This is a genomic window from Rhizobium sp. ARZ01 (assembly GCF_014851675.1).
Classification (GTDB): domain Bacteria; phylum Pseudomonadota; class Alphaproteobacteria; order Rhizobiales; family Rhizobiaceae; genus Mycoplana.
This window is the reverse complement of the sequence record NZ_JACVAE010000003.1, coordinates 262,096-284,373: the sequence shown is the minus strand read 5'-3', so window position 1 is coordinate 284,373 and position 22,278 is coordinate 262,096. Positions and strand designations below refer to the sequence as shown.

At 63.6% G+C, this 22,278-nt stretch carries 19 protein-coding genes; 10 read left to right on the top strand and 9 right to left on the bottom strand.

The window, feature by feature from the left end:
• Window positions 1–55: 55 nt before the first annotated feature.
• Window positions 56–949, bottom strand: coding sequence for a LysR family transcriptional regulator (locus IB238_RS18665; RefSeq protein WP_192250384.1), 894 nt, complete (start codon window positions 947–949; stop codon window positions 56–58).
• Between the two features lie 171 nt (window positions 950–1,120).
• Between IB238_RS18665 and IB238_RS18660 the strand changes: the two genes are divergently transcribed.
• From IB238_RS18660 to IB238_RS18645, 4 genes are read left to right on the top strand one after another with little or no spacing between them, the layout of a single operon-like run.
• Complete coding sequence (locus IB238_RS18660; protein WP_192250381.1) at window positions 1,121–2,518, top strand: VOC family protein; 1,398 nt, start codon at window positions 1,121–1,123, stop codon at window positions 2,516–2,518.
• A 10-nt stretch (window positions 2,519–2,528) separates the two neighbouring features.
• Window positions 2,529–3,947, top strand: a complete 1,419-nt coding sequence (locus tag IB238_RS18655) for an FAD-binding oxidoreductase (RefSeq protein WP_192250378.1) — start codon at window positions 2,529–2,531, stop codon at window positions 3,945–3,947.
• Between the two features lie 57 nt (window positions 3,948–4,004).
• Window positions 4,005–5,528 (top strand): aldehyde dehydrogenase family protein, encoded by a 1,524-nt coding sequence (locus IB238_RS18650; RefSeq protein WP_192250375.1) that lies wholly within the window; start codon window positions 4,005–4,007, stop codon window positions 5,526–5,528.
• A 6-nt stretch (window positions 5,529–5,534) separates the two neighbouring features.
• A complete protein-coding gene (locus IB238_RS18645) occupies window positions 5,535–6,767 on the top strand; it encodes a pyridoxal phosphate-dependent aminotransferase (RefSeq protein WP_192250372.1) in 1,233 nt (410 codons plus the stop codon).
• Window positions 6,768–6,881: 114 nt separating this feature from the next.
• Here the strand turns inward: IB238_RS18645 and IB238_RS18640 are convergent, their stop codons facing one another.
• The 3 genes from IB238_RS18640 to IB238_RS18630 all read right to left on the bottom strand — a co-directional run bounded on the left by IB238_RS18640 (window position 6,882) and on the right by IB238_RS18630 (window position 9,116).
• A complete protein-coding gene (locus IB238_RS18640; protein ID WP_210333648.1) occupies window positions 6,882–7,265 on the bottom strand; it encodes a GFA family protein in 384 nt (127 codons plus the stop codon).
• Between the two features lie 159 nt (window positions 7,266–7,424).
• Window positions 7,425–7,805 (bottom strand): DUF6481 family protein, encoded by a 381-nt coding sequence (locus IB238_RS18635; protein ID WP_192250365.1) that lies wholly within the window; start codon window positions 7,803–7,805, stop codon window positions 7,425–7,427.
• Window positions 7,806–8,012: 207 nt separating this feature from the next.
• Window positions 8,013–9,116, bottom strand: a complete 1,104-nt coding sequence (locus IB238_RS18630; protein ID WP_192250362.1) for a saccharopine dehydrogenase family protein — start codon at window positions 9,114–9,116, stop codon at window positions 8,013–8,015.
• A 124-nt stretch (window positions 9,117–9,240) separates the two neighbouring features.
• Here IB238_RS18630 and IB238_RS18625 point away from each other — a divergent pair, with 124 nt between their 5' ends.
• Window positions 9,241–9,672, top strand: a complete 432-nt coding sequence (locus IB238_RS18625) for an Lrp/AsnC family transcriptional regulator (RefSeq protein ID WP_192250360.1) — start codon at window positions 9,241–9,243, stop codon at window positions 9,670–9,672.
• 98 nt (window positions 9,673–9,770) lie between these two features.
• On the opposite strand, the gene IB238_RS18620 is transcribed toward IB238_RS18625, so the two are convergent.
• The 3 genes from IB238_RS18620 to IB238_RS18610 all read right to left on the bottom strand — a co-directional run bounded on the left by IB238_RS18620 (window position 9,771) and on the right by IB238_RS18610 (window position 12,685).
• Window positions 9,771–11,024 (bottom strand): FAD-binding oxidoreductase, encoded by a 1,254-nt coding sequence (locus IB238_RS18620; RefSeq protein ID WP_192250357.1) that lies wholly within the window; start codon window positions 11,022–11,024, stop codon window positions 9,771–9,773.
• Between the two features lie 89 nt (window positions 11,025–11,113).
• Window positions 11,114–11,881 carry an SDR family oxidoreductase gene (locus tag IB238_RS18615; protein ID WP_192250355.1) on the bottom strand — a complete coding sequence of 256 codons (768 nt, stop codon included), beginning with the start codon at window positions 11,879–11,881 and terminating at the stop codon, window positions 11,114–11,116.
• Between the two features lie 147 nt (window positions 11,882–12,028).
• Window positions 12,029–12,685, bottom strand: coding sequence for a GntR family transcriptional regulator (locus IB238_RS18610; protein ID WP_192251317.1), 657 nt, complete (start codon window positions 12,683–12,685; stop codon window positions 12,029–12,031).
• A 187-nt stretch (window positions 12,686–12,872) separates the two neighbouring features.
• Here IB238_RS18610 and IB238_RS18605 point away from each other — a divergent pair, with 187 nt between their 5' ends.
• Together IB238_RS18605 and IB238_RS18600 are read left to right on the top strand one after the other, a co-directional pair.
• Entirely contained in the window at window positions 12,873–14,222 is a 1,350-nt protein-coding gene (locus IB238_RS18605; protein WP_192250352.1) for a glutamine synthetase family protein, read from the top strand.
• The gene (locus tag IB238_RS18600) at window positions 14,219–15,529 is read left to right on the top strand and encodes an FAD-binding oxidoreductase (protein ID WP_192251314.1); all 1,311 of its coding nucleotides are present in this window, start codon (window positions 14,219–14,221) and stop codon (window positions 15,527–15,529) included. Before IB238_RS18605 ends, IB238_RS18600 begins: the two co-directional genes overlap by 4 nt.
• A gap of 75 nt (window positions 15,530–15,604) precedes the next feature.
• On the opposite strand, the gene purU is transcribed toward IB238_RS18600, so the two are convergent.
• Window positions 15,605–16,489 carry a formyltetrahydrofolate deformylase gene (gene purU, locus IB238_RS18595; protein WP_192250349.1) on the bottom strand — a complete coding sequence of 295 codons (885 nt, stop codon included), beginning with the start codon at window positions 16,487–16,489 and terminating at the stop codon, window positions 15,605–15,607.
• A 321-nt stretch (window positions 16,490–16,810) separates the two neighbouring features.
• Here purU and IB238_RS18590 point away from each other — a divergent pair, with 321 nt between their 5' ends.
• The gene (locus IB238_RS18590; protein ID WP_192250346.1) at window positions 16,811–17,398 is read left to right on the top strand and encodes a YigZ family protein; all 588 of its coding nucleotides are present in this window, start codon (window positions 16,811–16,813) and stop codon (window positions 17,396–17,398) included.
• Window positions 17,399–17,556: 158 nt separating this feature from the next.
• Entirely contained in the window at window positions 17,557–20,253 is a 2,697-nt protein-coding gene (locus IB238_RS18585) for a sensor histidine kinase KdpD (RefSeq protein WP_192250343.1), read from the top strand.
• 26 nt (window positions 20,254–20,279) lie between these two features.
• Here the strand turns inward: IB238_RS18585 and IB238_RS18580 are convergent, their stop codons facing one another.
• On the bottom strand, window positions 20,280–21,308 hold the full coding sequence (locus tag IB238_RS18580; RefSeq protein WP_192250342.1) for an AraC family transcriptional regulator: 1,029 nt from the start codon (window positions 21,306–21,308) through the stop codon (window positions 20,280–20,282).
• 199 nt (window positions 21,309–21,507) lie between these two features.
• Here IB238_RS18580 and IB238_RS18575 point away from each other — a divergent pair, with 199 nt between their 5' ends.
• Window positions 21,508–22,275, top strand: coding sequence for a 3-hydroxyacyl-CoA dehydrogenase (locus IB238_RS18575; protein WP_192250340.1), 768 nt, complete (start codon window positions 21,508–21,510; stop codon window positions 22,273–22,275).
• Window positions 22,276–22,278 lie beyond the last annotated feature (3 nt).

Below are 22,278 nucleotides of genomic sequence, written 5' to 3'. Positions count from 1 at the left end.
CACCGGATCATTCTCTCTGCGAATGAGCGGCTTCCGCCTGCCCTTCACCTGCCTTTCAAGGGACCTGCGTCGCGATCCAGCTGCGGAAAGCCTGGCTCAGTGAATTCTCGAGTTTTCCTTCCGGCACGACGAGATAGTAGCTGTTGTCTGTCTGCATCGGCCGGTCGAACACAACGGAGAGACGGCCGCTCGCCAATTCCTGTTCGATCAGGTAGCGCGGCAGGAGCGCGAAGCCGAGGCCCGCGACCGCCGCCTCGATCACCATCGAGAATTGATCGAAGCGATGTCCGCGATAGGCGGTCTCGGTCGCCCCGCCGTTCAGCTCGAACCACTGCGCCCAGAGTTTTGGCCGGGTCGCGAGATGCAGGAGCGGCGCCGTCTCCAGGTCCTTCGGATCCTCCAATTGCCATTTGCGCATCAGCTCGGGGTTCGCTGCCGGCAGGATCACCTCGCTGCAAAGATAGGAGCAATTGGCCCGCGCCCAGACGGGCTGGCCGTAGTGGATGGCGAGATCGAAGCTCTCCTCATCGAAGTCGAAGGGTGCTGAGCGCGAGGCAACGTTGATGATCGTCCCGGGATACTGCTCCAGGAAAGCGGCAATGCGCGGCGTCAGCCAGCGGCTACCGAAGGTCGGCAGCGTGGCGATCGTCAGGCTGTGGTCGGAGCGTGCCGCCGACATGGCGCGCAGCATCGTCTCTTCCGTCTGGTGCAGTAGCTTTCGGACTTCCGGCAGGAAACGGCGCCCGTCCTCCGACAGCACGACGCGCTGGCGCACGCGCTCGAACAGCAGCACGCCGAGTTGTTCCTCCAGATCTTTGATCTGGCGGCTGACGGCGCTCTGGGTGAGGTTCAGCTCGTTGGCAGCCTGGGTGAAGCTGCCGTGGCGCGCGGCGCACTCGAAGGCCTGCAGCGTCGTCACATCCGGTATCAGCCTGCGGCTCAACTTCATTCGACTCTCGCATCAACCTAGTCAAAACATGCGCGATCGCTCGCAGGTTCGGTCCGCTATGATCCATTTTAAGAATGAACGGGTCCTCCTAACCCTTGTAGAGCAATTCCAGGAAAAGTGTGAAGCGGTTTTCCCTCCGGAATTGCGCAAAATGAGACGAGTCTGACCGCCATGAACGCAAAATCGTATGTTTCCGCCGACGCAATCCGTTCGGATTTCTCTGCCGCCATGTCCGCGATGTATCGCGACGAAGTACCGGCCTACGGTACGCTGATGTCGCTGGTCGCCCGCGTGAACGACGATACGCTCGCCGCCGACCCGCATTTGCAGGCGCGTCTCGCTGCGACAGATTCGCTTGATCGCATCTCCGAGGAGCGTCACGGTGCGATCCGCCTCGGCTCGCCCGAAGAACTGTCGATGATGCGCCGCGCCTTCGCAGTCATGGGCATGTATCCGGTCGGCTACTATGATCTGTCGACCGCCGGCGTTCCTGTGCATTCGACCGCCTTCCGGCCGGTCGGCGATGCGGCACTAAAGCGCAACCCGTTCCGCATCTTCACCTCGCTGCTGCGCCTCGACCTGATCGCTGACGAGACCTTGCGCAATGAAGCTGCGGCCGTCCTCGCCTCACGACAGATCTTCACCGTTCGCGCCATCGAGCTGGTCGAGAAGGCCGAAAAGGATGGCGGACTGGAAGCAGATGACGCCGCCGAATTCGTTCGCGAAGTGCTCGAAACCTTCCGCTGGCACGATCACGCCATCGTCAGTGCCGGCATGTACAAGCGCCTGCACGACGCGCACCGCCTGATCGCCGACGTCGTCTCCTTCAAGGGGCCGCACATCAACCACCTCACCCCGCGCACCCTCGACATCGACAAGGTGCAGGCATTGATGCCGGAGGAAGGGATCGCACCCAAGGCCGTCGTCGAAGGACCGCCGACCCGCGAATGCCCAATTCTCCTGCGCCAGACCTCGTTCAAGGCGCTGGAGGAGGCTGTCTCCTTCATCGGCGACAGCGGCGACTGGAAGGCCGGTTCGCACACCGCCCGCTTCGGTGAGATCGAGCAGCGCGGCATCGCGCTGACGCCGAAGGGCCGCGCGCTCTATGACAAGCTCCTGAACGACACCCGTGCGGTCGTTCGTCCGGCAGCGGATGGTTCGAACGCGGCAGAATACGAAGCAGCGCTTGAGAAGGTATTCAAGGCGTTCCCGGACGACTGGAATGAAATCCGCAAGCAGGGCCTCGGCTACTTTGCCTTTTCGCTGACCGAGAAGGGCCGCACGGCAACCGCTACCGCTACGGACATCGAGACACTGATCACCGACGGCCATATGCAGTTCGACCCGATCGTCTACGAGGACTTCCTCCCCGTTTCCGCCGCCGGCATCTTCCAGTCGAACCTCGGCGACGATGCGACGCAGGAATTTGTCGCGAGCCCGAACCAGGTCATGTTCGAGCGCGATCTCGGCGCCAAGGTGCTCGATGAGTTTGCCCACTATGCGGGCATCGAACGGACGTCTATTGAAAAGTGCCTCGGCACGACCAACATGGCCGTTGCTGCGGAGTGACGGGCGGCTGATGATCGACAACACGCATATCGAAGCGCTGCGTTCGCTGCTCGGGGAGAAAGGTCTTCTCACCGAGCGCAACGACATGGCGGCTTATGAGACCGGCGCGCGCTACGACCAGGGGCGCGCCGCTTTCGTCGCGCGTCCGGTATCCACGGAAGAAGTCTCTGCCGTCGTCGCCTATTGCGTCAGAAACGGCATTGCGCTCGTACCACAGTCCGGCAATACCGGGCTCGTTTCCGGCGCGACCCCGGACGCAAGCGGCGATCAGGGCGTGCTCAGCCTCGATCGCCTGACGGCGCTCTTCGAGCTTGACCGGGTCAACCGGACGCTGACGGCTGGCGCCGGACTTCGGCTCTCCGAGGTCAACCAGTGGCTGGACGAGGCTGGCCTGTTCTTCCCGATCGATCTCGGCGCCGATCCGCGTCTCGGCGGCATGATCGCGACGAACACCGGCGGCTCGCGCTTCCTGCGCTACGGCGACGTACGCCGCAACACGCTGGGCCTGAAGGTGGTGCTCGCCGATGCGCGGGGCACGGTGCTCGACCTCGGCTCCGGTCTGCGCAAGAACAACACCGGCGTCGACTGGAAGCAGGTTTTCATCGGCACCTCGGGCGCCTTCGGCATCGTCACCGAATGCGTGCTCAATCTCGAACCTCTGCCACGCCAGACGGCAACCGCCTTCCTCGTCCCCTCGTCGCCGGACCGCGTGCCGGACCTGCTGGTGGCGATGGAAGAGGCGCTTGGCAGCTACCTTTCCGCCTTCGAGGGCATGTCGGGCAATGCCGTGTCGGCCGCGCTCGCGCATGTACCCTCTCTGCGCAATCCGTTCGAACGCGGCATCGTGCCGGACTTCGTCATCCTCGCCGAAATCTCCCGCACTTCCCCGCCGCGTGATGGCGAGCAGCCGCTCGATGCTGTGCTCGAAGAGGTGCTGGCCGCGATATGGGAAAGCGAGAGCGCTCCGCTCGCCGACGCTTTCGTCGGACCGCCGCACGAGATGTGGGCGCTGCGGCATGCGCTGTCGGAAGGCGTGAAGCATAGCGGGCGATTGATCGCGTTTGATCTTTCCTTCCGCCGTGGTGACATCATGCGCTTCCTCGACCATATGAAGGTCGAGATGCCAAAGCACTTTGAAGGTGTGACGATCTGCGACTTCGGCCATATCGGCGACGGGGGCGTACACTTCAATCTGGTCGTTCCCACCGATGATCCGCGTGTCGCGGATGGCGCGTTCGAGGCGCGTTTGCGCGAATGGGTCTTTTCCGTTGCTGTCGAAACGTTTGACGGAAGCTACAGTGCCGAGCATGCGATAGGCCGCAAGAACCAGGTCTTCTACGACCGCTACACGCCCGAGGCGATCCGCAGGCTCGCTGCGGGGCTGAAGGAGATCACCTCGCCGGGCCCGCTCGGCAGCGTAACCTTTTGACGAGATCGGCGGCTTTCGCCGCCCGCGAACTTCAAAGTTAGAATGGAGAACAGGACCATGACCAACGTCGATGTGAAACAGGAAACCGCAAAGCTTCTCGACAAGCTCGGTGTCTCGGCCTCCGCCTGGCAGGGTGGCGACATGGCCTCCTACAGCCCGGTCAGCGGCGAAGAGATCGCCAAGCTGAAGACCGTCTCGGCCGCCGATACCAACAAGGTCATCGACGCCGCACATGAAGCATTCACGGACTGGCGCCTCGTTCCCGCACCGAAGCGCGGCGAACTCGTGCGTCTGTTCGGCGAGGAACTGCGCGCCGCCAAGGCTGACCTCGGCCGTCTCGTCTCGATCGAGGCCGGCAAGATCACCTCCGAAGGCCTTGGCGAGGTGCAGGAAATGATCGACATCTGCGACTTCGCAGTCGGCCTTTCCCGCCAGCTCTACGGCCTGACGATCGCCACCGAGCGCCCCGGCCACCGCATGATGGAAACCTGGCATCCGCTGGGCGTCGTCGGCGTCATCTCCGCCTTCAACTTCCCCGTCGCCGTCTGGGCGTGGAACACGGCACTCGCGCTTGTCTGCGGCAACTCGGTCGTCTGGAAGCCGTCGGAAAAGACCCCGCTCACCGCTCTTGCCTCTCAGGCGATCCTCGAGCGCGCCATCGCCCGCTTCGGCGACGCGCCGAAGAACCTCAGCCAGGTCCTGATCGGCGACCGCGCCATCGGTGAAGTCCTCGTCGACAACCCGAAGGTCGCGCTCGTTTCGGCCACCGGCTCCACCCGCATGGGCAAGGAAGTCGGCCCGCGTCTGGCAAAGCGCTTTGCCCGCTCGATCCTCGAGCTCGGCGGCAACAATGCCGGCATTGTCTGCCCGTCGGCCGACCTCGACATGGCCCTGCGTGCCATCGCCTTCGGTGCCATGGGCACTGCCGGCCAGCGCTGCACCACGCTTCGCCGCCTGTTCGTGCACGACAGCGTCTACGACCAGCTCGTACCGCGCCTGAAGAAGGCCTATGAGAGCGTCTCCGTCGGAAACCCGCTGGAAACGTCTGCTCTCGTCGGCCCCCTGGTCGACAGGCAGGCCTTTGACAACATGCAGAAGGCGCTGGAAGCGGCCAAGGCCGAAGGCGGCAAGGTCGTCGGCGGCAACCGCGTGACGGAAGCCGGCAAGGACACCGCCTACTACGTCAAGCCGGCGATCGTCGAAATGCCGAAGCAGTGCGGCCCGGTTCTCGAAGAAACCTTCGCACCGATCCTCTACGTCATGAAGTACTCCGACTTCGACAAGGCGCTTGAGGAGCACAACGCAGTTGCAGCTGGCCTGTCGTCCTCGATCTTCACGCTGAATGTGCAGGAAGCCGAGCGCTTCCTTTCCGCTGACGGTTCGGACTGCGGCATCGCCAACGTCAACATCGGCACCTCGGGCGCGGAAATCGGCGGCGCGTTCGGCGGTGAGAAGGAAACCGGCGGTGGCCGTGAGTCCGGCTCGGACGCCTGGAAGGCTTACATGCGCCGCGCCACGAACACGGTGAACTACTCGAAGGCCCTGCCGCTGGCACAGGGCGTCTCGTTCGATATCGAGTAATCGCCGATGACGATTGCGACCAAGATTGAGGAGGCGGGCTTCAAGCCCGCCTCGCGGATCGCCTCGATCGGCGTTTCCAAGATCCTGCAGATCGGCGCGCGTGCCGCGGCGATGAAGCGTGAGGGCCTGCCGGTCATCATCCTCGGTGCCGGCGAGCCTGATTTCGACACCCCCGACAACGTCAAGCAGGCGGCCAAGGCCGCGATCGACCGCGGTGAGACGAAGTACACCGCACTTGACGGCACGCCCGAGCTGAAGAAGGCGATCGCGGAAAAATTCCGCCGCGAGAACGGCATCGACTACGCCCTCGACGAGGTCACCGTCGCCACCGGCGCCAAGCAGATACTGTTCAACGCCTTCATGGCGAGCGTGAACCCCGGCGACGAGGTGATCATCCCCACGCCCTACTGGACCTCCTATTCCGACATCGTCGAGATCTGCGGCGGCGTGCCGGTGCTGATCCCCTGCGATGCCGAGGCCGGCTTCCGCCTGAAGGCTGATCAACTCGAAAGGGCGATCACCCCGAAGACCCGCTGGGTGCTCCTAAACTCGCCGTCGAACCCCTCCGGTGCCGCCTATAGCGAGGCGGACTATCGCCCACTGCTCGACGTGCTGCTGAAACATCCGCATGTCTGGCTGATGGTCGACGACATGTACGAGCACATCGTCTATGACGGCTTCAAGTTCGTCACGCCGGTTGCAATTGAGCCTAAGCTGAAGGAACGGGCGCTGACGATCAACGGCGTCTCCAAGGCCTATGCAATGACCGGCTGGCGCATAGGCTATGCCGGTGGCCCGAAGGCACTGATCAAGGCGATGGCGGTGATCCAGAGTCAGGCGACGTCCTGCCCCTCCTCCGTCAGCCAGGCGGCTTCCGTGGAAGCGCTCAACGGCCCGCAGGGCTTCCTGAAGGATCGTCAGGCGAGCTTCAAGCACCGCCGCGACCTCGTCGTTTCGGCCCTGAACGCCATCCCCGGCCTCGACTGCCGTACCCCTGAAGGCGCCTTCTACACCTTCTCCGGTTGCAGCGGTGTGCTCGGCAAGAAGACGCCCGCAGGCAAGCTGATCGAGACCGACGCCGACTTCACCGACTATCTCTTGGAAGTCGCCCACGTCGCCGTCGTCCCGGGCTCCGCCTTCGGTCTGTCGCCCTACTTCCGCATCTCCTACGCAACGTCGGAGGCGGAGCTGACGGAAGCGCTGAAGCGCATCGCCGAGGCCTGCGCTAAGCTCGCCTGATGCCAGTCAGGCGGATGAGCGCCGCTCGTCCGCCTTTCGCACCTCCGCCCGTAAGCGGTCAGGAGATTTCGTATCGTGGTTTGCAGACTTCATTTCTGAACGGGCTGAAACCGCTTAGGCCGCTCCGTCCTTCACGCCGACGCACCACCATAGTGGTCGCCCGTCTTCGAAGGAGTGATACGCCGGCATCAGCCCATCGCCATCTGCTTCATCAAAGCCGCCAACAAGGAGTGCGATCGTCGGGTCCTCGTCGACTGCACCGATCGAGCTTCCGCATTTTCCGCAGAAGGCACGGCTGGAATAGGCTGATGATCTGAAGGTTGACGGCTCTCCCCCAGGTCCGGTCCACCGCACGCGGTCACGCGGAAACTCGACCCACGCGGCTGTCAGCGCACCGGTGTGTCGTTGGCACATCTTGCAAGAGCAGGTGTGCGGCCTTTCGGCCGGGCCTATCGCCTCGAATCTGATCCAGCCGCACAGGCAACCACCGCTATGCATCTCGTCCCTCACCGCGCCTGCCTCTCGGGCAGGACAATACAGAGCGTGCCAAAAAATCCCAAGCCGGATCGCACGGTCAGATCAGTCGCAAACGAAAATGCCCCGAGCAAGTCGGGGCACAGCCATTTGGCCTTGTGCTAACGGGGAACCGAGAGACGGCTATTTTTGTCTCGCTTTGCGATTGGCGTAACGCCGATCGCGTTCGGCCTTGCGAGCGGCCTCGTCCTCTATCACACGGGCAATTCGGTCTTTCTCGGCCGCCTCGCGTGCTTCGATGTCGGCTCTCGCGGCGGCCGCGATCGCGGCCTCGCGCTCTGCCGCCTCGGCCTGTAGACGCTCCCGCTCCTCGATCTTTACCCGCTCCCGATTGGCGCGCCGTTCTTCCCTGGCCGCGGCGATAGCCTGGCGCTCTGCCTGACGGGCTTGCTGGGTCGGTTCTGCGGCAGTCTTTGCGGCACGATAGGCTTCAAGTAGAGCAGCTTTTGCATTGGCTGCGGCACTGCGCCGATCGACGAGTTCATTGTCTCTGGTGTTTTTCAATTCCGTATCCCGGTTGACATGTGCGGTCTGTGGCTTGGCCTTTATAGCACGCTTCAATGTGAGGATGGTGGTCGCGGTTGCCCGATTAGCCGCTTCCTTTCGTACTTTGCCACAAAAAACCCACGCAAAAATTCATTTGCGTGGGTGAAGTGGTTACAGCGGCGCTCACCATGTTTAGTGGCTATGCGGCTGTGGTGATGCGATGGCTCAGCTCGCCGCGCGGGCGCCGTGCTGGTCCTGTGCGTAATAGTGGCCGAAGCGGTTGGCGAGGAAGGCGTCGAGGCCGATTTCTTCCTGCTTGACGAAGCCCTTGGCGCGTAGCGAGCCGTCAGCCAGCATGTCGAGCACTGCGCAGATCGAGCCTGCCGTAGTGATCTGGATCGCCGAGTGCATCTGCCCGGCGATGACGGCGCTGTAGACCTTGTTGGCGTAGGTTTCCTGGATCAGGCGGCCGTCCTTGCGGCCCGAGACGGTGACGAAGATGATCACGACGTCCTGGGTGGTGGTCGGCAGCGCGTTCTCGAAGATGTCCTTCAGCACTTCGCGGCGGTGACGCAGGCCGAGGTCGTTGAGCAGCGCCTTCATGATCGCGGCGTGGCCCGGATAGCGGATCGTCTTGTAGTTCAGCGTGCGAACCTTGCCTTCCAGCGTCTCGCACAGCGTGCCGAGGCCACCGGAAGTGTTGAAGGCTTCATAGGTGACGCCGTCGAGCGAGAATTCTTCGCGCTCTTCCAGGGCCGGGACTTCGATCAGCGAGCCTTCAACGATCGCCTCGCAGGGCTCGATGTACTCGTTGATGACGCCGTCCGTGCTCCAGGTGAGGTTGTAGTTGAGCGCGTTCGACGGGTACTGCGGCAGGGCGCCGACGCGCATGCGCACGCTCTCCAGCGTGTCGAAGCGGCTGGCGAGGTCATTGGCGCAGATGGAGATGAAGCCCGGTGCCAGGCCGCACTGCGGGATGAAGGCGGTCTCGGCCTTGGCGGCGATGCGCTTGACGGCGCGGGTGGATTCGACGTCTTCGGTGAGGTCGAGGTAATGGATGCCGGCGGCAGCCGCAGCTTCGGCGATCGCGACGGTCAGGTGATAGGGGGCAGCGCTGAGAACGGCGAACTTGCCCTTCAGCAGCTCGACCAGTGCCTTGCTGTCGGCGATGTCGACGACGGCGGTGATGACGGCCTTGTGCTCTTCGATGGCCGTGAGCTGTTCGGCGGAACGGTCGGCGACGGTGACCTTGTAGTCCCCGCTGTGCGCGAGCAGCCGCGCAATGGTGGAACCGATCTTGCCCGCGCCGATGACGACGATTTCTTTCATGTTGCTTCCCCTGAAAGCGATAAACTGACCAGGGCATTTTCTCGCCGATTTCTGTCGATTCATAGCTTCGGATCTGGCATATTGCATCATCGATATCGGCAATATGACGACTTTAATGAGCATAATGACGTTAAACGCAAAGGATCGCGAGCTCCTCGCCATCCTCAGTGAAAACGCCCGGGAGCAGACAGCAACGATCGCGCGCAAGCTCGGCCTGTCGCGCACGACCGTGCAGGCCAAGATCGAACGGCTGGAGCGGGATGGAGTGATCACCGGTTATGGCGTGCGCCTGTCGGACGAGTACGAAGGCGGAATGGTGAAGGCGCATGTGCTGATCACGATCGCGCCGAAGACGCTTTCGCGTATCACGACCGAGCTGCACGCCATTGCGGAGGTGCGCGCGCTGCACTCCGTCTCGGGGACCTTCGACCTGATTGCCATCGTGGCTGCGGCGTCCATCGCCGAACTCGACCATCTGATCGACCGCATCGGCGCAATCGAGGGCGTGGAGCGCACGCTCTCCTCGATCATCTTGTCGACGCGGATCAGCCGTTAGGGCGTTTCCGTCGCTCTCGAAGCTGCGGAATCGCACTTCAACGCGGTTCCGTGCACAAAGCTGCACCGCAACTTTTGCCAGACTTGCTCCGGCCTGGATCAGGCCAGGAAGCGCTCGGGCCGGTAGGGGCCGATGTTGAGGACGGTGCGTTCGCCCAGCATCTTTTCCGCCAGCACACGTCCGGTGATCGGTCCGAGCGTCATGCCGTGATGGGCATGGCCGAAGGCGAACCACAGGCCGGCGTGACGCGGCGCCTTGCCGATGATCGGCATCATGTCCGGCGTGCAGGGCCGCGCCCCCATCCAGGGCTCCTCGTCCCGGCGCTCGGCGAGCGGGAAGAATTCGCGCGCGACCTTCTCGGCGCGACGAAGCTGGACCGGCGTCTTGCGGGCGTCGCGCTTGGCGAATTCCGCACCGGTCGTCAGTCGGACGCCACGGTTCATCGGCGCGAGGAAATAGCCGCGCTCGGCGTCGAGAACCCAGTTGTTCAGCTTGGCACCTTCAGCCGCACCATAGTGCATGTGGTAGCCGCGCTTGACCGCGAGCGGGAAGTGATAGCCGAGCTTCCGCGTCACGGTGTCCGCCCAGGGTCCAAGCGCAACGACGACGTCGCGGCCCTCCAGCGGCCCCTCCGGCGTCGCGATTCGCCAGCCTTCACCCTCCAGGACATGCTCGATCGTTGCAGCATCGCCCGCGACCAGCGTACCGCCCAGCGACTGGAAATACTTGACGTAAGCCTTCAACAGTCCGCCCGGATCAAGGATCGACCAGGGGTCGGTCCAGCGCAGGCCGCCGGTGAGTTCTGCCCGGATATCCGGCTCGACCTGTTTCATCTCGGCAGCTGTCAGCTTCTGGTGATTGACCCCGAACTTTGCCGACCACTGTTCTGCTTCCGCATAGGCCGCATCGCGTGCCTTCTCGGTGCGGAACACTTTAATCCAGCCGTCCTTGCGGACCAGATCGCCGGCGCCGGAGGCGTTGATCAGGTCGGCGTGCTCGCTGATCGAATGCTCGATCAGCGGTGCATACATATGAGCGATGCTCTGGTGTTGCCGGAAGCCGGAATGCCACCAGTAGCGGGCGAGAAACGGCACAAGGCCGGGCAGCGCGGACAGGTGGTAGTGCGCATCGATCGTGTTGTTCAGGGCGTAGCGGAACAGTGCGCCGAAATCGTGCGGAAAGCCGTAGGGGTAGACGCCTTCGCGCTGGATCAACCCGGCATTTCCGTAGGATGTCTCCTCTGCAGGGCCACGCCGGTCGACTAGAACGACCGATTTTCCCCGCCGCGCCAGATGGATCGCCGTCGAAATGCCGACGACGCCCGCGCCCAGAACGATGACATCCGTTTTCATGTACTTCGCCTCAAGGTCTCGCTTTCGTTGCAAGGATCAATGCACCCGGCGGGATGAGGACGCAAGACGTTCACAGCAGGATTACTTCGTCAAACCGACGTGGTGATGCCGCCATCGACATAGAGCGTGTGGCCGTTGACGAAGGAGGATGCGTCCGAAGCAAGGAAGACGGCGGCGCCGACAAGCTCGCCGACCTCGCCCCAGCGCCCTGCCGGCGTTCGCTTCTCCAGCCAGGCGGAAAATTCCGGGTCCTCGACCAGCGCCTTGTTGAGCGGCGTCTTGAAATAGCCGGGTGCGATGGCGTTGATCTGCAGCCCGTGCCTCGCCCAGTCGGCACACATGCCGCGCGTGAGATTGCGCACGGCGCCCTTGGTCGCGGTATAGGGAGCGATGCCCGGGCGAGCCAGTTCGCTCTGCGCCGAGGCGATGTTGATGATCTTGCCCCGCCCGCGTTCTATCATGTGACGGGCGACGGCGCGGGAGACATGGAAGACGCTCGATACATTGGTGCGTAGAAGCTCGTCCCACTTCTCGACCGGAAAGTCCTCCAGCGGCGCACGAAACTGCATGCCGGCGTTGTTGACGAGGATGTCGACCGGCCCCGTCTCCGCCTCGATCAGCGCCACCATCTGCGCCGCCGCCGCACCGTCGGTGACATCGAAGGGCGCTGCCTGTGCCAGATATCCCTTGTCACGCAACACTTGGACGGCGCCGGCAAGCTTCTCGGCCGAACGGCCGTTGAGCACCACGCTCGCCCCGTGCGCGGCCAGTCCCTCCGCAATGGCAAACCCGATGCCCTGCCCGGAGCCGGTGACCAAGGCCCGTCTGCCGGCGAGATTGAACAAGGGAAACGACATGGCGATCGATCCTTTCTCTGCAATTGCCGGCGATGCGATCAGCTCGCTTCGCCCAAGCTTGCAACGACCTTCAAAAGATCATGCCAAGGCGCACTGCGCCCGTCCAACCCAAACGCGCCTGGCATTGCCGGGCGTCGATGAGCGGAGCTATTGCCCCGCAAGCCGCAGCAGGTTTTCGATCGCGGCGCGCTCGAAGCCACCGATACCTTCCCGGATATCGGCTCCGATCGCGGCGGCGACACCATCCTCGTCGCGCTTGCGCAGCGCCGCGATCGCCTCCCGGTGGCGGTCGACGAAATAGAGCTGCTCCACATACTCCATGGCAATGCCGAGGAAGGGACCGAGCTGCAGCCAGACACTCTCGACCATCGGCATGATGATCTGGTCGGGATTGGCCGTGTAGAGCGTGCGATGAAATTCCTGGTTCAACAACAGAAGGGCGGTGGCACTGTCCTTGCGGGCGATGGCCTCGTCCTGCGCCTTGTCGATCTCCACCAGCCGATCGATCTGCTTTTCGGTGATATGGTCGACGGCGCGCCGGGCTGCGTGCTGCTCAAGGACGGTGCGAAGGGCGATCAGTTCGCCGAAGCGATCGGCCGTCATCCTCGGCACCATGATGCGCCGGTTGTCGAGCACCTTCAGCGCCCCTTCCGAGGACAGGCGGCGCAAGGCTTCGCGAACCGGAGTGGGACTGCTTTCCATCGCTTCGGCGATGCCGCGAATCGTCAGGGCCTCACCCGGGCGGATGGAGCCGACCATAATCGCCTGGCGCAGCCGCCGGTGCGCATATTCATGCGTGGTCATTCCGTCCGGCCGCACTAGCGGCTGCAGCTTCAATGCTCCCAACGTTCCCTCCTGACCGGCAAAGGACGCGGCCAGTTGCGGAGCCGCGTCCTTCTCGTCCCGGTCTTACCAGCTTGACCGGCAACAAGAAAGTGTGCATATATTAAAAATGTGATCACAAAAATCAATATGTGATATGGAAAAAACAATGTCTGAAACTGAGGGGAACGATTGGCTCACCAACGCGGAGTCGGTCGAGAGCATCCAGGCGGTCGTCTGCGACCTGAACGGCATCCTGCGCGGCAAGCGCGTGCCGGTGAACCAGGCAAAGAAGGTCCTTGATGGCGGGATCCGCATGCCGCTGTCGATCGTGGGCGTCGACGTATGGGGCGAAGACATCGTCGGCTCCTCGCACGTCTTTGCCAGCGGCGACATGGACGGCATCTGCAGTCCAACCGGGCGCGGCGCGCTACCGGTGAACTGGACGCTGAAGCCGAGCGCGGTCGTGCCGCTCTGGCTGTTCAAGGAAACGGGCGAGCCGTTCCTGGCCGATCCGCGCCAGGCGCTGGCCCATATCGTGCGCCAATACCATGACCTGGGCCTGCGTCCGGTCGTGGCCTCCGAAATGGAATTCTATCTCATCGATCCGGAACCGGACCATGCCGAGCCGCCGATCTCGCCCTATACCGGCAAGCGGCTGGATTCCGATGCGATCCTTTCGATCGACGAACTCGACGACTTCGGCCAGTTCTTCTCGGATGTCTATGCCGAATGCGAGCGGCAGAACGTGCCGGCCGACTCCGCCGTGGCGGAAAACGGCATCGGTCAGTTCGAGATCAACCTTGTGCATTCCGACGACCCGCTGAAGGCCGCCGATGACGCACTGTTCTTCAAACGCATCATCAAGGGCGTGGCGCGCAAGCACGGCCTGGCTGCCACCTTCATGGCCAAGCCCTACGGTCTGCGCTCCGGCAGCGGCATGCACATGCATTTCAGCCTGATCGACGAGGATGGCCGCAACGTCTTCGACGACGGCACCGAGCAGGGTTCCGATATCATGCGCCATGCGGTCGCCGGGCTGACGCGCGGCATGGCCGAGACGACACTGCTCTTTGCCCCGCACTTCAACTCCTACCGCCGCCTGCGCCCCGACACCCATGCGCCCACCTCCATCACCTGGGGTTATGAGAACCGCACCGCGGCCATCCGCATTCCGGGCGGCAAGCCTTCGGCGCGCCGCATCGAGCACCGCGTCGCCGGCGCCGACGCCAACCCCTACCTCGTCATGGCCGGCATCCTCGGCGCCGCACTGATGGGCATCCGCAACAAGTGGGAGCCGCCTGCGCCGGTTACGGGCCGCGCCTACCAGACCAAGGCGCCGCGCATTCCCAGCGAATGGGGCTCAGCCGTCACCGCCTTCGAAAACGGCTCGATCGTCTCGGAGATCTTCGACCCCGATCTCCGCTCCATGTTGATCGCCTGCAAGCGGCAGGAGCTCGCCGGCTTCGCCGAACAGGTCACCGACTTCGAATTCAGCGCTTATCTGGAAATCGTCTGATGGCAAACAACGCAAAGTCCTATGCCGGCGACGGCAGCTATCCCGATAGCTACTACGCCGCCTCCCGCAACATCATCCGCACGCCGAGGGTACTGGAAGGCGCCGTCGAGGCCGACGTCGCAGTCCTCGGCGCCGGCTATTCGGGCATGTCGACCGCAATCCACCTCGCCGAGAAAGGCTACAAGGTCGTCGTCGTCGAGGGCGCCGGCATCGGTTGGGGCGCCTCGGGCCGCAACGGCGGCCAGGTCGTCAACGGCCTCAACGCCAGCCTCGACACGATCAAGCGCCGCTACGGCGACTCAGCCGGGGCCTTCGTCGGTTCGCTCGTGCAGGAGGGCGGCAAGATCATCCGCCGCATCGTCAACCAGTACGGCATCGACTGCGATCTGAAGGATGGCAACATCTACGCTGCCTACACCGCCGCCCACATGCGCGAGCTGGAGCACAAGAAGGCGCTGTGGAAGAGCTATGGCATGGACGACCATCAGCTCCTCGACAAGGAGGCGATCCGCAAGCTCGTCAACACCGATGCCTATGTCGGCGGCATGCTGGACACGACCGGCGGCCATATGCACCCGCTGAACCTCGTGCTTGGCGAAGCCAAAGCGCTGGAATCGCTTGGTGGCGTCGTCTACGAACAGTCGCCGGTGACGAAGGTCGAACATGAGGCGGAAAAGCCGGTCATCCATACCGCCAAGGGCCGCGTGACCGCCAAGATCGCTGTGCTCTGCGGCAACGCCTATCTGGGCCATGTCGTGCCGAAGCTCGTTTCCCGCGTCATGCCGGTCTCTACCCAGATGGTCGCGACCGAACCGCTCGGCGCGCGCGCCGATGCGCTGATCCCGAACGACATGTGCGTCGAGGACGTACGCTACATCCTCGACTATTTCAGGCTTTCCGCCGACAAGCGCCTGATCTTCGGCGGTGGTACAGTCTACGGCGGCACCGACCCGGCCGACGTGCGGGCGAAGATCCGTCCCAACATGGAAAAAGTCTTCCCCTCGCTGAAGGGCGTGAAGATCGACTATGCCTGGAGCGGCAATTTCGCCCTGTCCTTCTCGCGCGTGCCGCAGATGGGCAAGATCGGCAAGAACACCTATTTCGCCCACGGCTACAGCGGCCACGGCGTCACCGGCTCGCACCTGTTCGGCAAGATCCTGAGCGAGGCGATCCACGGCGACGCCAGCCGCTTCAGCCAGTTCGAGAAGCTGCCCTGGATCCCCTTCCCCGGCGGGCGCATGTTCCGCGCGCAGTACTCGACGATAGGCTCCTGGTGGTACCAGTTCAAGGACGCCTTCGGGCTCTGAGCCTAGAACAGGCCAAATAAAAGAGGCCGGCGGAAAACTCCGCCGGCCTCTTTCGTTCAGAGATACTTCCGTCGCTCAGCCCATCCGCTCGGACTTGTAGGAGCCCGGGCTTGGCGGGAAGACGATCGTGCGGTTACCGTTCATGAAGACGCGGTGATGGATGTGCGCGTGCACCGCGCGCGCCAGCACCTGGCTCTCCACGTCGCGGCCGATCGACACGTAATCGTCGGCGCTCTGCGCATGGGTGATGCGGGCGATGTCCTGCTCGATAATCGGACCCTCGTCGAGATCCTCGGTGACGTAATGGGCGGTGGCGCCGATCAGCTTCACGCCGCGCTCATAGGCCTGCTTGTAGGGATTGGCGCCCTTGAACGACGGCAGGAAGGAGTGATGGATGTTGATGATCTTGCCCGACATCTTCTTGCACACCGCATCGGACAGCACCTGCATGTAGCGGGCGAGCACGATCAGGTCGGCGTCCGACTGCTCGACGATCTCCATCAGCCGCGCCTCGGCCTGCGGCTTGTTTTCCTTCGTCACCTTGATGTGGTGGAAGGGAATGTCGTGGTTGACGACGACCTTCTGGTAGTCGAAATGGTTGGAAACGACGCCGACGATGTCGATCGGCAGCGCACCGATCTTCCAGCGGTAGAGCAGGTCGTTCAGGCAGTGACCGAAGCGCGAGACCATCAAGAGCACCTTCATGCGCTCCTCGGAATCGTGGATCTGCCAGTCCATGGCGAACGTCTTGGCGACCGGCTGGAAGCCCTCCCTGATCTCGCCCTCGGACGCGCCTTCCTGGCTGATGAAGCTCAGCCGCATGAAGAACAGCCCGGTCTCGAGATCGTCGAACTGCGAGCTGTCGGTGATGTAGCAGCCCTTCTCGGCGAGATAGGTGGTGATGGCGGCGACGATGCCGCGGGTCGATTGGCACGAAACTGTCAGTACATAGCTCTTCATCGGTTCCACTCTCGCTATCGATGCTGCGCCGCAACGGCCCTGGCGCGGCCGGCCGGCACTGCGTACCGGCTGTTTCGGCGGAGGGCTGATATCTCAACCGCCCGTCGATTTTGCAAGGGCCTTCTACGGGGCCCGTATATGAGCGAAAGCTATGCCGCGCTGCAAAAGGTGTCGCATCGGTTCGCGACATCCAATGACAGGAAAGAGGCAAGGGCTGGCGAGATGGACGATCTTCTGCGACAAGGCCGCATGTCGACCGCTCGCGCACCGCGTCCCACAGTTTTCGCACTCTCAAGTCAATCGACCATCGCAGGTTGAGCCATGTTCACATTGCAGACAACCGGCACCTTCGAGCAGGACATCAAGAAGAGCCGCTTCATCGCGTTTGCGGGCCCGATCGTCAGCGAACAGGCTGCGAAGGACTTCATTGCCGACCATTCCGATCCCGCCGCGAACCACAATTGCTTCGCCTGGCGCCTGGGCCAGGTTTATCGTTTCAGCGACGACGGCGAACCGAGCGGAACAGGCGGCAAGCCGATCCTGCAGGCGATCGACGGGCAGGCTCTGGATGGCGTCGCGGTCGTCGTCACTCGTTGGTTCGGCGGCATCCTGCTTGGCAGCGGCGGCCTGATACGGGCCTATGGCGGAGCCGCAGCGGCGTGCCTTCGCGCGATGGCCAAAACGGAACTCGTCGCACGGGTCGAAGCCCGCGTGACCTGCGTCTTCTCCGATCTTGCCCTCGTCAAGTCACGGCTCGCCGCGTTGAGCGACGTCCGCATCGAGGCCGAGACTTTCCTTGCGACCGGTGCCGAATTTGTCGTTGCTCTGCCGGAAGCGGAGGCTGCGGCGATCATACGCATGATCACCGACATGACGGCGGGGCGTGCAATCATCGCCTTGAAGGCTTGATCGGGAGCCCGTGAATAAATATGAAGCCCCGCCCAAACAGCGGCTTGCGAAAGAGCGCGGCCTGCATTCCAATGGTTCGCTGAGCCGCCCCATGGGAACGCAGACCGTGCCCGGCAAAATGCTAGCCGGCGTGGAAACGAAGAAACCCGAGGCCAGCCATGGCGGATACCGATCGAGAGATGAAACGGCGCCCTGATCCGGATGCGCTCCTGGCCCTTGCCGGCGAAGACGGCCGCGGAAAGCTCACCATCTTTCTGGGTGCCGCCCCCGGTGTCGGCAAGACCTATGCCATGCTGGCACGCGCTCAGCAGATGCGGGCCGAGGGCGCGGAAGTTATCGTCGGACTGGTCGAGACACACGGCCGAAAGGAGACGGAAGCGCTGCTGGACGGGCTGGAGGTACTGCCGCGTCGGAAGGTGGACTACAAGGGCTACATCCTATCCGAATTCGACCTCGATGCCGCCCTGGCACGCCGTCCGAAGACGATCATTGTCGACGAACTGGCCCACAGCAATCCGGACGCCTGCCGCCACCCCAAGCGCTACCAGGATATCGAGGAACTGATTGCTGCCGGCATCGACGTCTGGACGGCAATGAACATCCAGCACCTCGAGAGCCTGTCTGATGTCATTGCCCAGATCACCGGTGTAACCGTGCGCGAACGCGTGCCCGACGGCCTGTTCTACAAGGCAGACGAGGTGATCCTCGTCGATCTGCCGCCCGCCGATCTCATCAAACGGCTGCACGAGGGCAAGGTCTATCTCCCCGACAACGCCAAGCGAGCGGTCGACAGCTTCTTCCGGCTCGGCAATCTGACCGCCCTGCGCGAGCTGGCGCTGCGCCGCACCGCCGAGCGCGTCGACGATCAGATGGTCGACTATCTGAAGCAGAACGCCATCGAAGGATCCTGGGCGGCGTCAGAGCGCCTGCTCGTCTGCGTCGGTCCGGACAAGCTATCGGAAAAGGTGGTGCGCACGGCAAGCCGGCTGGCTTCGAGCCTCAACGCGCCCTGGACCGTGATCTGCATCGAGCGCGCCGACCGGGAGACCGGGGATAGCGCCGCCGTTCGCCAGATCGACACGACCTTCCGGCTTGCCGAACAGCTTGGGGCGGAGACGCGTCGGGTGATTGGAACGGACTTCGTTGCTGAAATCCTCAAACTGGCCCGGCGCGAGCACGCGACCCAGATCGTCATCGGCGCCCACCACCAACCGGCGTGGAAACGGCTTTTCCGCCGGTCACTGGCGGATGCGCTGACGGAAGAGGCTGCCGGTATCGCCGTGCACCTCATAACGGCCGATACCGCGGAGGAAACGCGCACCGACAGGCGTGTGATCAGACCTCTGTCGGTGCGCGCGACGTTGCAGCCGCTTGGCATTGCCTGCGCGGCGGTTGTCACCGCAACCCTGATCGGCAGGGGGATCACGGCCCTCGTCGAACTGCCGAACCTCGGCCTGCTGTTCCTGATGGCTGTGCTGGTCGCTGCAGCGCTTGAGGGATATCTTTCGGCATTCGCCGCCGCATTCCTCTCGCTGTTCGCCTACAACTACTTCTTCATCGATCCGCTGCACACGCTTTCGATCGCAAAGCCGCATGCGATCTTCGCCCTCGTCGTCTTCCTTGCCGCGGCCCTTGTGGCCGGCAGCCTGGCGTCGCGCATTCGTGAACAGGCGAAAGCAGCCTATGGCCGGGCCGGCACCCTGCAAGCGCTCTACGATTTCTCCCGGAAGCTGTCCGGCACCGCAAAGGTTGACGATGTCCTATGGGCATCGGTGTCCCAACTGCAGGCCAGCCTGAAGCGCAATGCGACGCTGCTCTTGCCGGAAAAGGGCGAGCTTAGGCTCTCCGCCGCCTGGCCGCCCGATACCGAACTCGATGTCACCGACATGGCGGCCGCCCGATGGGCGCTGGACAAGCAGGAAATGGCCGGTCACGGAACCACCACCCTGCCGAGCAGCACGTTCCAGTTTCGGCCGCTGACCAGCCCGCACGGCGTCGTCGGTGTCTGCGGGATCGGGATGGCCGCAGGGGATCTCGATCCCAATGGCGAGCGGGCCCTTTCGGCCATCCTCGACCAGACCGCAATCGCAATCGACCGGGCCAGGCTCTCCCGCGAGAGCCTCCTTCAAGCGGCCAGGCTTGAGGGCGAGCGTCTGCGCACGACCCTTCTGTCGTCGATCACGCACGACCTGAAAGCACCGGTTGCCACGATCGCGAGCGCCATCAAGGGCTTGAGGGATCCGGGAGACGGCATGACGGCGGAAGGGCGCGAGGGTCTTCTGCAGTCGATCGAAACGGAAAGCGGTCGGCTCAGTCGCTTCGCCACCAATCTGGCCGATATGACCCGAATCGAGACTGGGACCCTCAATGCAAGGCGCGACCGGATTGATGTCGGCGACATTTCGCGCACCGCCATCGAGCGGGCCAGAAAGCAATTTCCCGGTCATATCTTCGAAACAAGCATCGCTCCGCATATGCCGACGATGATCGGCGATGCCGCTTTGTTCGGCCAGGTGCTCTTCAACCTGCTTGACAACGCCAGCCGCTACGGCGGCGACGAGCCGATCAGCCTCTATGCCCGCAAGGAGGGAGACGAGATCGTCATCTCAGTCACCGACCTCGGAAAGGGCATAAAGCCGGCCGATCTCGATCTCGTTTTCGAGAAATTCTATCGCCGCGGCCACGTGGATGGCCGACCGTCCGGTGCCGGCCTCGGGCTACCGATCTCCAAGGGCTTCGTGGAGGCGATGGGCGGCCGGATCACGGCCGAAAGCCCGGCGGTGAAACGCAAGGGCACTCGGATCACGATGCGCTTCCCTGTCGCCGGCGAGGCAGCCGGCGCGGCCCGGGAGTAGTTCGCCAGCGCCGCGTTGCCGATCGTCTACCGCTGCTGCGGCAGGTGGCCGTCCACCACCGCAATTGTCTCGCGACGAAACACGGCCGGACTCTTGGCCGTCCACTTGCGAAAGGCGCGGTGAAAGGCGCTTGGCTCCGAGAAACCGAGCCGAACCGCGATTTCACCGACCCCGAGGGAACTCGTCTGCAGCAATTCGATCGCAAGGTCGCGACGGATCTCATCCTTGATGTCCGCATAGCTCTGGCCCTCGGCCTGCAGGCGATGGCGCAGCGTCGAAGGCGACATCCGCAATTGCGCAGCCAAGTCCTCGAAACCAGCCCATGACGCCGGCGGCACTTGCCGGAGCCTCTTGCGCACACTGGCCGCCAGACCCGCGTCATAGCGGTAGCGCACGAGGATATTGGCCGGGGCACCGCGCAGAAACTGCTTCAACGCCTGCTCATTGCGGGCAACAGGTAGCTTCAGCACCGCCGCATCGAAGGCCAGCCGGCTCACCGGCTGGGAAAAGCGGACCGGCGCGCCGAAGAACAAGCGGTAGTCGGCGCCCTGCCGCGGCTCGGCGCAGCGGAAATCGACCATGCGGATCGGAATGCGCCGGCCGACAAGCCAGCAGGTGATTCCATGCAACAGGATCCAGTACATGCGGTAGGCGAAGGCCGAGCGCACCTCGGCCCGATCCGAAAGCACGATCTGCGCCAGCCCGTCGGACACCTCGAGTTGACCGCTGGGATCTTCCAGCACGACATCGAGAAACCGCAGGGCCCGGCGCAGAGCCTGTTCCAGTGTCTTTGCGTGCAGGATGCAGTGGCAGAGCAGCGTGAAGCTGCCGCGCCGCATCGGCCGGCCACCCATGCCGAAGAACTCGTCATCGATTTCGGCTGCGATCGCAAGCCAGAGCGCACCGTAGCTTTCGGCGGAAATCGGCGCCGCAATCACCGGCGGCAGCCCGATGGCTGCCAGCACCTTCTCGGGCGCCTTGCCGTGCCGCCTCAGGCAATCAAGCGCCTCTTCCACGAAGGAGGGCGAGATCATCCGCCGCCCGGTTTCCGTCATCGTCATGCCCCGCAGATTATGGTAAAAGTGGCCGATAGTTCGAGACACTTCGGTCATCGCTTGCAATACCGCACCGACATACAGTCGGGCAAGATGGACAGGGGCAAGTCGCTCCTGTCGGTGGAATGCGGCGCTGGGAGGACTGCATGACGCATCGACGCTACCATGCAGATCGCGAGCGCGCCTGGGGAGGTTGGGCATGCTGATCCGTGGAAAGACCTTTCTCGTCACCGGTGGCGGCTCGGGCCTCGGCGCCGCCGTCGCGCGCATGCTGGCTGGCGAGGGTGCAAACGTCGTGATCGCCGACGTCAACGCGGAAGCGGGTGCGAAGATCGTCGGCGACCTCGGAAGCAACGCCGCCTTCATGCGCACCGACGTGACGCAGGAGAAGGACGGCCAGGCTGCCGTCGACATGGCGCTGGAGCGTTTCGGCCATTTGCACGGGCTGGTGAATTGCGCGGGCGTGGCGCCTGGCGAAAAGGTGATCGGCCGCGATGGTCCCCACAAACTGGAGAGCTTTGCCCGCACGATCGGGATTAACCTGATCGGCACCTTCAACATGACCCGGCTTGCCGCCGCGGCAATCGCCAGGGAAGAGCCGGGCGCGGAAGGTGAGCGCGGCGTGATCGTCAACACGGCTTCGGTGGCAGCGTTCGACGGCCAGATCGGCCAGGCCGCCTATGCGGCGTCGAAGGGCGGGGTCGCGGCCATGACGCTGCCGATCGCCCGTGAACTGGCGCGCTCCGGCATCCGTGTCGTCACCATCGCACCCGGCATCTTCGAGACGCCGATGATGGCTGGCATGCCGCAGGAAGTGCAGGATTCGCTCGGCAAGAGCGTGCCCTTCCCGCCACGCCTCGGCAAGCCGGCGGAGTTCGCCGCACTGGTCCGCCACATCTGCGAAAACATCATGCTGAATGGCGAAGTCATCCGCCTCGACGGCGCACTGCGCATGGCGCCACGCTAAGCC

Coding starts and splice junctions, on each gene's coding strand:
- IB238_RS18665 (WP_192250384.1), bottom strand. CDS start 949: ATGAAGTTGAGCCGCAGGCTGATACCGGATGTGACGACGCTGCAGGCC.
- IB238_RS18660 (WP_192250381.1), top strand. CDS start 1,121: ATGAACGCAAAATCGTATGTTTCCGCCGACGCAATCCGTTCGGATTTC.
- IB238_RS18655 (WP_192250378.1), top strand. CDS start 2,529: ATGATCGACAACACGCATATCGAAGCGCTGCGTTCGCTGCTCGGGGAG.
- IB238_RS18650 (WP_192250375.1), top strand. CDS start 4,005: ATGACCAACGTCGATGTGAAACAGGAAACCGCAAAGCTTCTCGACAAG.
- IB238_RS18645 (WP_192250372.1), top strand. CDS start 5,535: ATGACGATTGCGACCAAGATTGAGGAGGCGGGCTTCAAGCCCGCCTCG.
- IB238_RS18640 (WP_210333648.1), bottom strand. CDS start 7,265: ATGCATAGCGGTGGTTGCCTGTGCGGCTGGATCAGATTCGAGGCGATA.
- IB238_RS18630 (WP_192250362.1), bottom strand. CDS start 9,116: ATGAAAGAAATCGTCGTCATCGGCGCGGGCAAGATCGGTTCCACCATT.
- IB238_RS18625 (WP_192250360.1), top strand. CDS start 9,241: ATGACGTTAAACGCAAAGGATCGCGAGCTCCTCGCCATCCTCAGTGAA.
- IB238_RS18620 (WP_192250357.1), bottom strand. CDS start 11,024: ATGAAAACGGATGTCATCGTTCTGGGCGCGGGCGTCGTCGGCATTTCG.
- IB238_RS18615 (WP_192250355.1), bottom strand. CDS start 11,881: ATGTCGTTTCCCTTGTTCAATCTCGCCGGCAGACGGGCCTTGGTCACC.
- IB238_RS18610 (WP_192251317.1), bottom strand. CDS start 12,685: ATGACCACGCATGAATATGCGCACCGGCGGCTGCGCCAGGCGATTATG.
- IB238_RS18605 (WP_192250352.1), top strand. CDS start 12,873: ATGTCTGAAACTGAGGGGAACGATTGGCTCACCAACGCGGAGTCGGTC.
- purU (WP_192250349.1), bottom strand. CDS start 16,489: ATGAAGAGCTATGTACTGACAGTTTCGTGCCAATCGACCCGCGGCATC.
- IB238_RS18590 (WP_192250346.1), top strand. CDS start 16,811: ATGTTCACATTGCAGACAACCGGCACCTTCGAGCAGGACATCAAGAAG.
- IB238_RS18585 (WP_192250343.1), top strand. CDS start 17,557: ATGGCGGATACCGATCGAGAGATGAAACGGCGCCCTGATCCGGATGCG.
- IB238_RS18580 (WP_192250342.1), bottom strand. CDS start 21,308: ATGACGGAAACCGGGCGGCGGATGATCTCGCCCTCCTTCGTGGAAGAG.
- IB238_RS18575 (WP_192250340.1), top strand. CDS start 21,508: ATGCTGATCCGTGGAAAGACCTTTCTCGTCACCGGTGGCGGCTCGGGC.